The sequence below is a fragment of the Rhizobium sp. BK008 genome (genome assembly GCF_014197345.1).
Lineage (GTDB): Bacteria > Pseudomonadota > Alphaproteobacteria > Rhizobiales > Rhizobiaceae > Rhizobium > Rhizobium anhuiense.
The window spans coordinates 53,904-65,983 of sequence record NZ_JACIFK010000010.1 but is presented as its reverse complement, the minus strand read 5'-3'; the positions used below and the strand labels follow the sequence as shown (position 1 = coordinate 65,983).

12 protein-coding genes are annotated in these 12,080 nt (G+C 61.8%); 7 read left to right on the top strand and 5 right to left on the bottom strand.

What is annotated here, in order from left to right; all coding sequences use genetic code 11:
• Window positions 1-20: 20 nt before the first annotated feature.
• Window positions 21-725 carry a helix-turn-helix transcriptional regulator gene (locus FHT69_RS29585; protein ID WP_028755578.1) on the bottom strand — a complete coding sequence of 235 codons (705 nt, stop codon included), beginning with the start codon at window positions 723-725 and terminating at the stop codon, window positions 21-23.
• Between the two features lie 482 nt (window positions 726-1,207).
• Complete coding sequence (locus FHT69_RS29580) at window positions 1,208-1,585, bottom strand: response regulator (RefSeq protein ID WP_183906338.1); 378 nt, start codon at window positions 1,583-1,585, stop codon at window positions 1,208-1,210.
• Window positions 1,586-1,777: 192 nt separating this feature from the next.
• On the opposite strand from FHT69_RS29580, the gene FHT69_RS29575 reads away from it, so the two are divergent.
• The 4 genes from FHT69_RS29575 to FHT69_RS29560 are packed head-to-tail and all read left to right on the top strand — an operon-like array spanning window position 1,778 to window position 7,569.
• A complete protein-coding gene (locus FHT69_RS29575) occupies window positions 1,778-3,916 on the top strand; it encodes a sensor histidine kinase (RefSeq protein WP_183906337.1) in 2,139 nt (712 codons plus the stop codon).
• A complete protein-coding gene (locus FHT69_RS29570) occupies window positions 3,903-4,328 on the top strand; it encodes a response regulator (RefSeq protein WP_028755581.1) in 426 nt (141 codons plus the stop codon). Before FHT69_RS29575 ends, FHT69_RS29570 begins: the two co-directional genes overlap by 14 nt.
• 4 nt (window positions 4,329-4,332) lie before the next feature.
• A complete protein-coding gene (locus FHT69_RS29565) occupies window positions 4,333-5,928 on the top strand; it encodes a response regulator (protein WP_028755582.1) in 1,596 nt (531 codons plus the stop codon).
• 21 nt (window positions 5,929-5,949) lie between these two features.
• The gene (locus FHT69_RS29560; RefSeq protein ID WP_183906336.1) at window positions 5,950-7,569 is read left to right on the top strand and encodes a VOC family protein; all 1,620 of its coding nucleotides are present in this window, start codon (window positions 5,950-5,952) and stop codon (window positions 7,567-7,569) included.
• A 3-nt stretch (window positions 7,570-7,572) separates the two neighbouring features.
• On the opposite strand, the gene FHT69_RS29555 is transcribed toward FHT69_RS29560, so the two are convergent.
• From FHT69_RS29555 to FHT69_RS29545, 3 genes are all read right to left on the bottom strand, one after another.
• Window positions 7,573-8,466, bottom strand: a complete 894-nt coding sequence (locus tag FHT69_RS29555; protein WP_183906377.1) for a DMT family transporter — start codon at window positions 8,464-8,466, stop codon at window positions 7,573-7,575.
• An 89-nt stretch (window positions 8,467-8,555) separates the two neighbouring features.
• A complete protein-coding gene (locus FHT69_RS29550) occupies window positions 8,556-9,992 on the bottom strand; it encodes an FAD/NAD(P)-binding protein (RefSeq protein WP_183904534.1) in 1,437 nt (478 codons plus the stop codon).
• 93 nt (window positions 9,993-10,085) lie between these two features.
• Window positions 10,086-10,514: an OsmC family protein gene (locus FHT69_RS29545; protein ID WP_183906335.1), complete on the bottom strand. Its 429-nt coding sequence runs from the start codon at window positions 10,512-10,514 to the stop codon at window positions 10,086-10,088.
• A gap of 143 nt (window positions 10,515-10,657) precedes the next feature.
• On the opposite strand from FHT69_RS29545, the gene FHT69_RS29540 reads away from it, so the two are divergent.
• The 3 genes from FHT69_RS29540 to FHT69_RS29530 are packed head-to-tail and all read left to right on the top strand — an operon-like array spanning window position 10,658 to window position 12,080.
• Window positions 10,658-10,918, top strand: coding sequence for a hypothetical protein (locus FHT69_RS29540; protein ID WP_028757520.1), 261 nt, complete (start codon window positions 10,658-10,660; stop codon window positions 10,916-10,918).
• A 55-nt stretch (window positions 10,919-10,973) separates the two neighbouring features.
• Window positions 10,974-11,207 (top strand): DUF2188 domain-containing protein, encoded by a 234-nt coding sequence (locus FHT69_RS29535; protein WP_028755588.1) that lies wholly within the window; start codon window positions 10,974-10,976, stop codon window positions 11,205-11,207.
• Window positions 11,208-11,225: 18 nt separating this feature from the next.
• Window positions 11,226-12,080: a Ku protein gene (locus tag FHT69_RS29530; RefSeq protein WP_183904536.1), complete on the top strand. Its 855-nt coding sequence runs from the start codon at window positions 11,226-11,228 to the stop codon at window positions 12,078-12,080.

Here is a 12,080-nt window from a genome sequence, read left to right as displayed (position 1 = left end):
CCCCAATCCCGAAACCAACTTCACGACACCAAACCATTCCTCAAGGCGATCGCCACCATATGAACGCGGTTGACGGCGTCGAGTTTGCGCGCGGCCGCGGTGATGTGCGAATTGACCGTATGTTCGGAGAGACCGAGAATGATGGCGATCTCCGCCGACGTCTTGCCTTCGCTCGTCCATTTGACGATTTCCGATTCGCGCTGCGTCAGCCGTCCGGACATTTCCGGCGTCAGGATTTCCTCGTAGAGCTTGTCGAAAATGCGCATGGCATCGAGAAGCATGTCGGCGATCTCACTCTGATCGGGCTCCTGACGCTCGCCGCTGAGCACGAGGCAATAGCGCCGCCCTTCCGGCGTGAACAGCGGGATGAACAGAAAGACGCCGCTCAGGAACTCGTTGAAAACCAGCTCGGAGGGATGATCTTCCGGCTGCGCGCTCCGGCCATGGACCGGCGTTGCCAGGAACTGGGCGGACTTTGCCCGGACGGTCCCGAGCGCTTCCTTCAATGTGGTGATGAAAAGGCCGACACGCCGCTCGGCAACATTGGTGATGACAATATCGCGTTCACCGAAAGGAGCTGAAGCCTCGGAAATGCGGGCAAGCGCGAAATTGTCGAAGTTGTAATGCTGCGCCGCCGACTTCAGCAGACGGAAAAAATCGGTGCGGTTGATCGCCCGGCTCAGTTCCGGTCCGGCGTGAAAGGGAATTGCCGGGGCATTGTTCATTCCCACTCTTCCTCTCCTCCCGCCGATGCCTCCGATCCCGAAATCTTGGGATATACGTCTTAGACGCGAAGAGCTACAAAAATTGCGAGACAACTTGATGAGAGATATCGAAAACGGGGACTTTCGATATTTAAGGCGGAAATCATCAATTATCTCAACTACAGGTGATGCACGGGCAGATTTTACTGAGGGGCAGTAGTTCTTACCTGGGTATCGTAAATCTTCTCGTGTTCAACATCCATGAATGCGAGAAGGCAGTGCCAGACGTAAGCGCGAGAGAACCGATAGACCCATTCAGCTAAGGGGTTGGCTGATGTTCGTGGCGGCGAACGCGGGTTCATCGGTTCTCTCAGCGCTTATTTTGCGTTCCATTTCCTTCGCTTCGGTTGCATCTTGTGTTGCGCCCCCGACCTTGTCAATTGCGGTTTGTCGGATGCTCCAGGCAAGCGGCAGAAAACAGGCCGCCGGACTGACGTCGTTTCCTACACTTCAAGATTGAGAATGAGTGCGGCAAGGTCAAGGGGTTTTTCGAGATAGAAATCGGCGCCGGCCTCAAGCGCACGCGCGCGATCCTCATCGGCATCCGATCCGCTGCAGATCGCAAGCCGCATCGACTTGAACCGAACATCCCGGCGCAGGCTCAGCACCAGGCCAGTGCCGCTATCGAGCGGCATGTAGAGATCGGTGATCAACAGATCGGGCACGGCCTTGCCTTCCGCCGCGCGCGCCTCCAACGCCTCCAGCGCCATATCGGCTGTCGAAAAGCAGAATAGATCGATGTCTATCTGCTGCTTCCGGCTGATATAGTCGAGATAAAAGAGGTCATCCCTGCTGTCATCGACGTAAAATAGGGTCGGCATCCATCACCGTGATTGGATATTGTTCGAACGAACGTCGCTGTCCTTAGAAATCACGATACCGCGGTTTCACGAAAATTCGATATATATTACCGCAAGGCATTTCGCAAAAAGCGCGGCATCGCCTTCCCTTTGCCTATTGAGTATTCGTTGATTTCGGAAAAAATGACCGCGCAAACCAAGGAGAATAGGCGGGTGCAGGATAGCAGCGACGTGGACCTGCAGGACCAGCGAAGGCGGCACTACCGTGCCTTTGCGATTGCGGTCGGCTGCCTGATGGTCCTTCTCGGCGTGACCGCCCTTGCCGGCTGGCTGCTGCAGGTCGAGATCATCATTTCGCTGGTTCCCGGCTTTCCGTCGATGGCCTTCAACACTGCGCTCTGCTTCGTGCTTTCCGGGACGGGGCTTGCCGCCTCGACACTGACCGGCCGCCGTTTTCGAATAACGGCTACGATGACGGCGGGGCTTGCAGCGGCGTTTGCCGCAGCCCGGCTCGTGGAAATCGTCACGATCGGCCGGACTTTCCACAATGTCGACGTGTTGATCTCGCGCTTCCTGGTTCCCCCCGCTTTCATTGTGCAGATCGGCGGCGGCATGGGGCCGAATACGGCGTTGATCTTCCTGATCGCCAATCTTTCGCTGCTGCTTTCGCTTCCGGTGGAGAGGAAAAGCCAGGTGGTGCAGGAGCTGACGAGCTACGTCGTCATGACGCTCGGCATGATCGCGCTGGCCAGCTACGTCACCGATGCCGAACAGGGCTACCGTTGGGGGCCCTATGCAGCGATGGCGCTGCATACGGCGGTCGGCATGGTGATCTTCGGCGCGGGGCTTCTCGCCCGCTCCTGGTGGATGCAGCCGGCAAACCGGGCGCAGATCCCGCTCTGGATCCCGGCTGCCGTGTGCTTCACCGGGCTTCTCGTCGATCTCTATACGCCGCTGGGTGTCGCCAACGGCATTCTCTACGTGCCGCTGGTGCTGACGGCGCTCTGGTTCGGCAACAGGAACGCGCCGCTTTTCTTCGCCTTTGCCTGCACCGTGCTGCTGATGCTCGGCTTCTTCGCCGTCAGGCACGATGAGGCGACATTCTGGCAGGAGATAGCCAACCGCACGATTACGGCCGCCACGCTCTGGCTGATCGCGATCCTCGTCTTCTATTTCATGCGCAACAACTATAACCTCGAAACCGAGCGCGTCCGCTTCGGCGCGTTGTTGCGCGGCACGCCTGATGCCGTCGTCGTCATCGACGATCGTGGAACGATCAGGAGCTTCAATCCGGCGGCGGAAAGCATGTTCGGCTACTCCCCGCAGGACACGATCGGCCGGAACATCAAGATGCTGATGCCCGAACCCTACCATTCCGAGCACGACGGCTATCTCGCCCATTACCGGCAGACCGGCGAGGAACGGATCATCGGCACGACGCGCATGGTCTCCGGACGCCGCAAGAACGGCATCGTCTTTCCGATCGATGTTTCCATCAGCACCGTCGTCACCGGCGATACGAAGATCTTCGTCGGCATCGTGCGTGATATCAGCGAGCGCGTCCGGCAGGAAGAACGGATGAAGGCGACGCTTGCCCAGCTCGAGGCCTATACAGCCGAACTCGAGCGCAGCAACCACGACCTCGATGAATTCGCCTATATCGCCTCGCATGATCTGAAGGAACCGCTGCGCGGCCTGCACAACCACTCCCGCTTCCTCCTGGAGGACTACGAAGACAAGCTCGACGTCGACGGCGTACGCCGGCTGAACCGGCTCGTACGTCTCAGCCAGCGCATGGAGAAACTCGTCAACGACCTTCTGTATTTCTCCCGGCTCGGGCGGCAGCAACTGGCAGTCAAACGCACCGACATCAGCCTGATCGTCAAGGATGTCGTCGCGACGATGGAGCTGCTGCTCGAGGAACGGCATGCCAAGGTCATCATCGACGGCCGGCTGCCGGACGTGGTCTGCGACGCGCCGCGATTGACCGAAGTGTTCCGCAATCTCATCACCAATGCGATCAAATACAACGACAAGCCGGCGCCGCTCGTCTCGATCGGTTACCTCGACCGGTTCGTCGGCCAGGACGGCACGGTTGCCCGCAACGTGTTTTTCGTTAGAGATAACGGCAAGGGCATACCCAAGGAATTCCATGAGGACATTTTCCGCATTTTCAAAAGGCTGGAAAAGTCGCAGGATTCCGAAGATGGTACCGGAGCAGGCCTCACCTTCGTTCGCAAGATCATCGCGCGACACAATGGCGATATCTGGCTGGAATCCGAGGTCGGCGCCGGCACGACGTTCTATTTCACCCTGGGAAGAAAGCGCGAGGGGCAGAATGCAGCAGCGTGACACGCAACCAATCCTGATCGTCGAGGACAGCGAAGACGATTTCGAAGCAACGATGCGCGCCTTCAAACGCACCAACCTGCGCAACTCGATCCGCTGGGCGGCCTCGGGGCAGGAAGCGCTCGACATGCTCGGCGTGATGGCACCGAAACCGGGGCTGATCCTGCTCGATCTCAACATGCCGGGCCTTGACGGCCGCAAGACGCTGGAGGCGATCAAATCGAACGCCGGCTGGCGCAAGATCCCGGTGGTGATCCTCACGACCTCCGACGACGAGCGCGATATCGAAGGCTGCTATGCGCTCGGCGCCAATACCTATGTGCAGAAGCCGGTCGATCTGGACGGGCTCTTCGCTGCGATCCAGCGGCTGAAGGAATACTGGTTCGAAATCGCGATCCTGCCGCTCGAGGACTGACAGATTGGCGGAAGTCTGCAGCATTCTCATCATCGACGACAATATCGACGATCGCGAGGTCTATCGCCGCATATTGGGCCGCGTCTCCAGCACCGCCTATACGGTCGTGGAGGCGGAGACAGGTGAAGAGGGCCTGGCGCTGAACGGCCGGAAACGGCCGAACTGCATCCTGCTCGACTATTCGCTTCCGGGGCGCGACGGTCTCGGCGTTCTTGCCGATATCCTGGAGGCCGATCCCGCCGCCAACGTCATCATGCTGACCGGCCAGGGCAGCGAAACCGTGGCCGTCGAGGTGATGAAGAGCGGGGCGCGCGACTATCTGACAAAGGATTCCCTGTCGCCGGAAACACTGCATCGCTGCATCCAGAACGCCATCATGCACGGCATGCTGGAAGCAAAGCTGGAGCAGAAGCGGCAATCGCTCGAGATCTTCACGCGCGCCATGGCCCATGATCTGAAGGAGCCGCTGCGGACGATCAAATCCTTCAGCCGCATCCTGCACGGGTCGTCGGCGCTTCCGGCCGAAGACCGCGAACTGCTCGATTACGTGCTCAGCGCCGCCGACCATATGGAAGATCTGATCGTCAAGGTCTCGGGCTTCACCAGGCTCGAGGCCTCCGGCGGACCGGAGCTCAGGCCGGTCTCGCTCTCCGCTGTGCTCGACCAGGTGGAGGACAATCTGCGCCAGCAGACCGAGAGCCGAGGAGCCGTCATCATCCGCGGCGCACTGCCTGAGGTGATGGGCGATGCGACGCTGCTGACCCAGCTTTTGCAGAACCTCGTGTCGAATGCCATCCGCTATTGCGACCAGAAGGTTCCGGAGGTCAGCATCACCGGGCAAGCGCAGCGCGATATCTGCCGTCTCACAGTGCGCGACAACGGACCCGGCATTGATCCCGAGCACCGCGAACTGATCTTCCAGCCGTTCAAGCGCCTCGTCGGCCGTGGCATCGAAGGCACCGGGCTCGGCCTTGCCATCTGCCGCCGCATCGCGCAGTTGCATGGCGGCTCGATCTGGTGCGAGCCGGAAAATGGGCCGGGCGCCACCTTCGTTGTCGAAGTGCCGCTCGCCGAGGCAAGGCCCGCGCCGCCGGCCGCATCGGCCATCCCGCACAGCGCCAGGCCGGCGGAGCAGCCAGGCGAAGGTTCGGGCAGGCTCGCCGAAGTGCTGCTGGTGGAAGACAGCCCGGCCGACATCCAGATTCTGAAGATCAAGCTGATGCGCCGGGAGAAGGTGAATTTCAACCTGCATGTCGCCACCAATGGACGCGAGGCGATGCGGCTGCTCGAAGAGCGTGCCGGCATCGCGGATGTGCCGCAGATCGACCTGATGCTGCTCGACATCAACATGCCGATCATGGACGGCTTCGAGGTGCTGCATGCGCTTTCCGCCGATGTTCGCCTCAAGCGAATTCCCGTCTGCATCCTCAGCACCTCAAGTGATGAGACCGACATGCGGCGGGCCAGAAATCTCGGCGCGCGCGCCTATATGGTCAAGCCGCCGACCCTGCAGCAACTGGAAGAGGCACTCGAAGATGTCGAACATTTGGAATTGCTGCAGCGCGGCGATTCGCTTGCACTTTGTGCGGAACAAAACTAAGCGACGGTCATTGGCAACGGTATGACCTTCGCAGCTCTCATACTCGCGCTCCTGACGACGCCGCTTCAATCAGGACTGCTCTCGATGGTATCAGGCATTCATCACGTCACGGCCGTAACCCGAAAGGTGCAGGCGAACGTGGACTTTTACGCCGGGTTTCTCGGCATGCGGCTCGTCAAGCAGACAGCCGGTTACGAGGACGCGACGCAGCTTCATCTCTTCTATGGCGATGCGGCGGGGACGCCGGGTTCCCTCCTCACCTTTCTCGCCTGGGAAGATGGCGCCCCCGGCCGGGTGGGCTTCGGCCAGATCAGCGAAATATCGCTGTCGATCGATCCCGCCAGCATCGGCTACTGGCTGACGCGCGCCATGAGCTTCGGCCTGCGCTCGGAGGGGCCGGCTGACGAATTCGGCGAGCCTGTGCTGCGGCTGAAGGACCCCGACAACATCATCCTCAAGCTCGCAGGCACGAAGACCCTGGCATCGCCGGCCGCCTGGGACGGCGCCTCGATCCCGGTCGAGCATGCCGTCCAGCGCGTGCGCGGCGCCACCATGCTGACGGAGAAGCCTGCCGAAAGCCGCAGCTTCCTCGAGACCCATTTCGGTTATCGCTTCCAGGCCAATCGTGGCACGATCGACAGGCTGGTGTCGCAATCCGGCGACGTCATCGACGTGCGCGATGCGCGCGGCTTCTGGTCCGGCGCGCCGGGCACCGGCACGGTCGATCACGTCGCCTTCCGCGCCGCGAACGAGGACACGCTGCTTTCGGTGCGCAAGGCATTGGAAGCGACCCATGCGTCGCCGACCAACATGCACGACCGCAAATATTTCCGATCGCTTTATGCCCGCGAACCCGGCGGCACGCTGGTGGAGCTTGCCACCGACAAGCCCGGCATGACCGTGGACGAAGAACAGGCCGCTCTGGGGACGAAGCTGTTCTCCCCGCCCGAAGCCATCACCAATCTCCATGACCTGAAGGTGGTGCTGCCGCAGTTTTCGATGCCCGGCCAGCCGCGCGTCAACTATCGCGAGCTGCCATTCGTCCATCGCTTCTATACGCCCCCCGATCCCGATGGCAGCGTCTTCGTGCTGCTGCACGGTTCCGGCGGCAATGAGACGACGCTGATGCCGCTCCTGAACAAGGCGGCGCCGCGGGCGACGCTGCTCGGCGTGCGCGGCCGGGCAACGGAAGAAGGTTTTCCGCGCTGGTACAAGCGCATCACCCCCTTCTCCTTCGACCAGAACGACATCAAGACCGAGGCCGAAGCCTTCGCGGCCTTCATTGAGGGCGCCGTCAAATCCTACGGGCTCGATCCTCAGAAGGTCGTCTATGTCGGATATTCCAATGGCGCCAACCTGTTGAACTCGCTGCTCTACCTGCACCCGAACCTGGTTCACAAGGCGGTGCTGCTGCGCTCCATGCCGGTGCTCAGCGACTATCCGCATGCCGATCTCAAAGGCACGGACCTGCTCGTCATCAGCGGCAAGACCGATGCCTACGGCAAATATGCGAGCGAGCTGGAAGAGAGGCTGAAGAGTTCGGGCGCCACCGTCGATTCCGACGTCATCCCCGGCGGCCACGATCTCGGCGATGCCGACATTCCGATCATCCAGAAATGGCTGCTGCAGGAAAATCGCTGACGATCAGCCGCGGCGGGCAACCATGATGCCGGCAAGCACGATGGCGCCGCCGAGCGCCTGCATCGCCCCGATCGCCTCGCTCAGCAACGCCCAGGCGAGGATGGCCGCGACGACCGGCTGCAGCAGCAGCGTCAGCGAGGAAAACGCCGGCGGCAGATAGGCGAGCGCATAGGTGATCGCCACCTGCCCGCCGGCATGGCTGATAAAAGCCAGGCCGAAAACGATCGACCAGCCATAGACGGTCGCGGGCAGCATATGGTCCTCATAGATGAGGCCGATCGGAAAGATGCAGACGGCGGCGCAGGCCGTGCTCCACAACATGATGCGGATCGTATCGAACCCGCTGCGCAGCCTGCCGATCGCCAGGATGTAGCAGGCATAGAAGAAGGCGGCGATCATCGCCATGCCGTCGCCGCTGAGATCGCCATTGCCGACGGCTGCCGGCCCGCCCTTCAGAATGACGACGCCGCAGAGCGCCACGGCAAGTCCGAGGATGAAGATGCGGCTGATCTGCGCGCTGAAAAAGAGGAAGGCGATCAGCGTGACGAAAACCGGCGCAAGATTGGCAAGCAGCGTCGCATTGGCGACCGACGTCATGGTGAGCGACAGGTGCCAGGCGCCGAGATCGAGCGCCAGCATGACGCCCGGGAGAACCAGCATGCCGTAGTCGGAAAGATTTTGCGGCTTCGGACCCCTCTCCTTCTTCATCAACGAGACGATGAAGATCGGGATCAGTGCCAGCGCCACGCGCCAGAAGGCGGTCGCCATCGGCCCGACCTCGGACAGCCTGACGAAGATCGGCGAGCCGCCGATCGCCGCTCCGCCGAGAAGGAGGGCCGCAAGGGCAAAACGATTGGAAGGCGGAGCTTCGGATAGGGTGGAGGCAGGCTGCGACATGATCTCGATATTCTTGGTCACCCGGATGCCGGGTGCGTATCAGAAGTCGATCACCGGCGACAGCCGAAGAGCGACATATTGATCGAAAATCAGGCAGGATGCCTATTCGTCGCGCGCGTCCTCAGCTTTTCGGCGATCTCGCCGGCGACGAAGAAGGCATGCTCGGTCACCTGCGGCAGTCCCATCAGCTCGCCGAACGTGCCGCGCGCCAGCGGGCCGGAGATCAGCAGCGAGGGGTCGGCCCGTCCGGATGGGCCGATCGCCTCCGAACGCTCGGTACAGGCAAGGCCGAGGCCGGTCGGGTCGAGCGCCAGGTGACCGTCTGCCGCAAGTGCTGCAAGCCAGGGCTGGGTTTCGAGAATACCGCCATGCGCCGGGCCGGTGGTGACGACGACAGCGTCATAAGGTCTCTCCAGCGGCTGGCGCTGATGACGCGGCTGCAGGGTGCAAAGGATCAACTCGCCCTCGATGCGCGCATCGGCGACCGAGCCGGCGAGGATATCGAGGCGGCCCGCAGCAACCGCCGCGTCGAGCACGGCCTCGACCTGCGGGGCGATCCGGAAACGGTGCACGTCCCAATAGGGACGCAGATGACGGACGAGACGGCGCCGTTCGGCAACCGGCAGCGCCTGCCAGAGTTCGTATCCCTGCGCCCGCACCTGATCGATCACGCCATGCCAGCTGATGCCGTCAGCCTTCGCCGCATCGATGGCGGTGCGGATCTCCGCCAGCAGCGACACGGCGGAATGGGTCGCATCGGAGACGAAATCGCCGAAGAGCGGCTGCGGCACCGGCGCATGGCCGCGAGACCGCAGACCGCGCCGCGAGATCGCGGTCACCGGACCGTCATGTCCGCGCTGCGCCAGCGAGGCAATCACATCGGCGGCCGTCAGACCGTTGCCGATGACCAGCACCCGGTCATGCGGGCGGATAGCGTCGAGCGCTCCGGGCTTGGTGGTATCGGCGACGAAACGGGGATGGGCAGCAAGCCGGATTGCAAGCCGGCCGGGAGCCGCCGGCGGCGGATGGCTGGTGGCGATCGCGACGATATCGGCCTCCGTCACGCCGCCCTTGTCGTCGAGGATCGACCAGCGGCCGGCACGGCGTTCGACACCCGTCACCGCGGCGCGGCAATGACGCACGCTCCCGTCTTCCAGCAGCGGTTTCAGCAGGGAGGCGACATACTCGCCGAAGAGCCGACGCCGGGGGAAGAATGAGCCATCGGGCTGCCTGGCCTCGGGATCGTCGGCGACGGCATCGCGGGCTTCGATCCAGGCCTGGAATTCACTCAAGTCGCCCGGCTGCAGGCTCATCTTGGCGGCCGGCACATTGATGCGATGAGCCGGATCATCCGTGTCATAGGCAAGGCCGCGGCCGAGTTCGGCGCGCGGCTCGAAGACCACGATGGCAGGACGCTCGCCGCAGTCGGCCTTAGCGAGATGATAGGCGACGCCGGCGCCGGAGATACCGCCGCCAATGATGGCAACGACGGGTTGTGCGGACGTCGGGAGAGGCTTGGGCTGCATGGTGGCCGGGATCGTTGCTTCGATATCCGAGCATAGAAGCGGGGCAGCGGTCGCGCAATCCTTCCGCCGCTATTGTCTATAATTTTTATAGGCTTATCCCGATATTGTCGTCGAGAATTCGGGATTGCCGCGGATGGTGTTGCTCACCGTGCAGATCTCGTTCTCGGCGGCGTGGGCGATCTTCTGCCGGGTCTCCTCGTCGATATCACCCTTGATCGAGAAGGCGATGTTGAACTTGGCAACGCGCGAAAGGCCTTCCGTCGCCTTCTCGCCGGTGACGTCGGCAGTGATCTCGCTGATCTTGTCGAGAACGCCCATCTGGCTGGCGACGATGCGGGCGCTGAGCACCAGGCAGGCCGAGAGCGAGGAATAGAGCAGGTCGAGCGGATTGAAGCCCGGCTGCGACGGCGCGGTGACGATATCGATCTCGCCCTTGGTGGCGGAGGTGACATGTGGGAAACCGGTGCGGCCGACCACGGCGGTGGCGCCGGTCGGGCGGGAGCGAATCTTGAGATCGGCCATATTGAAATCCTCTCGCGAATATCCTGCGGATGGCGATTCCGCCTGATGCGGCGATGGCAAAGCCCGCCCACCGGTTTCGGAACCTTTCCATCCCTCATCAGTTGAATACACCTGAACGAAATCAGTGACAAAGGTGGATTGCGATGGTGCACGTCCGCAGCGTGGATAACCAAGGCCGGCGGATGGATGCTCGTGATCGGCTGATCGTTGCGCTCTATGCGCAGCTGAAAGCCGAGCGGGAGACGCGCGAAACGCTGGAATGGGCGATCCGCAACGGCGCCGTTTCGAAGGAGGTGCTGGAGGCGATCGCGGCCGATCCGGTTCCCGTCGTCACCAGCGAGGATATCGCATCGCTGGAGAAAATCATCGCCCTCGATGAACGGCGCAAAACAAATCGGAACTAGAGCAGGATGCCAACGCCATCATGCTCCCTATTTGATTGAGAAGAGGAGATCCGAAATGGCCGATATCACCTATCAGGTCGTCCCGCATGACAATGGCTGGGCCTATAAGCTCGGCGACACGCTTTCGGAAACCTATGCGACGGCTGATGAAGCGATCTTCCATGCCAAGGACGCCGCGTCGCGCCAGAAGATCGGCGATGGCGATGCGCTGCTCGCCTATCCCGCGCCTGACGGCCGCGGCTGGGCATTTCAGGAACTCGAAACCGACAAGAGCGGCAGCCGGCTCTGATTTGCGACGGAGGATGGAATGGCCGCTCGGGCAAGCTGGAAGGGTCATCTGAAGGTGGGCGACCTTGCCTGCGCCGTCGGGCTCTACACCGCCGCTTCCTCCTCCGACCGCGTCTCCTTCAACATCATCAACCGCAGGACCGGCCATCGGGTGGAACGGCAATTCGTCGACAGCGAGACCGGCAAACCGGTCGAGCGGGACGACCAGGTCAAGGGCTACCAGATTGAGAGCGGCGACTACATCGTCATCGAGGGCGACGAGATTGCCGAGATCATGCCGGAGAGCGACAAGGTGTTGAATATCAAGGCTTTCATCGCCCTCGACGGGATCGACAAGCTTTATTTCGACCGCCCTTACTATCTCGCCCCCGTGGACGAGCATGACGAGGAGGCGTTGTCGCTGATCGCCAGGGGCATGCGCGACGGCAAGGTCGCAGCACTCGCCGAAGCCGTGCTTTTCCGGCGCAACCGGACGCTGCTGATCCGCCCTCATGACGACTACATCGTCGCGACGATGCTGAACTTCGATTACGAGGTGCGCTCGGCCGATACGGTCTTCAAAGACATTCCCGACATCAAATTCGACAAGGAGATGATCGAGCTTGCCGGCCATATCATCGGCACCAAGCAGGGCAGCTTCGAACCAAGCGAATATGAGGATCGTTACGAGGCTGCCCTCGTCGAACTGGTGAAGGCGAAGATCGAGGGCCGGGCACCGCCGAAGAAAAAGAAGCAGCCGGAGCGCAAGGTCGTCGACCTGATGGAGGCGCTGCGCCAGAGCGCGAAGATGAGCGGCAAGGCCCCAGCAACGAAGGATCCGGCAAAGAAGAAGGCGCCGGCCCGCAGCGACAGCCACAGCAAGAAGGCAAGCTGA

What these genes read in the sequence shown, in the direction of transcription:
- FHT69_RS29585 (WP_028755578.1), bottom strand. Translation starts at nt 725, where the DNA reads ATGAACAATGCCCCGGCAATTCCCTTTCACGCCGGACCGGAACTGAGC.
- FHT69_RS29580 (WP_183906338.1), bottom strand. Translation starts at nt 1,585, where the DNA reads ATGCCGACCCTATTTTACGTCGATGACAGCAGGGATGACCTCTTTTAT.
- FHT69_RS29570 (WP_028755581.1), top strand. Translation starts at nt 3,903, where the DNA reads ATGCAGCAGCGTGACACGCAACCAATCCTGATCGTCGAGGACAGCGAA.
- FHT69_RS29560 (WP_183906336.1), top strand. Translation starts at nt 5,950, where the DNA reads ATGACCTTCGCAGCTCTCATACTCGCGCTCCTGACGACGCCGCTTCAA.
- FHT69_RS29555 (WP_183906377.1), bottom strand. Translation starts at nt 8,466, where the DNA reads ATGTCGCAGCCTGCCTCCACCCTATCCGAAGCTCCGCCTTCCAATCGT.
- FHT69_RS29550 (WP_183904534.1), bottom strand. Translation starts at nt 9,992, where the DNA reads ATGCAGCCCAAGCCTCTCCCGACGTCCGCACAACCCGTCGTTGCCATC.
- FHT69_RS29545 (WP_183906335.1), bottom strand. Translation starts at nt 10,514, where the DNA reads ATGGCCGATCTCAAGATTCGCTCCCGCCCGACCGGCGCCACCGCCGTG.
- FHT69_RS29540 (WP_028757520.1), top strand. Translation starts at nt 10,658, where the DNA reads ATGGTGCACGTCCGCAGCGTGGATAACCAAGGCCGGCGGATGGATGCT.
- FHT69_RS29535 (WP_028755588.1), top strand. Translation starts at nt 10,974, where the DNA reads ATGGCCGATATCACCTATCAGGTCGTCCCGCATGACAATGGCTGGGCC.
- FHT69_RS29530 (WP_183904536.1), top strand. Translation starts at nt 11,226, where the DNA reads ATGGCCGCTCGGGCAAGCTGGAAGGGTCATCTGAAGGTGGGCGACCTT.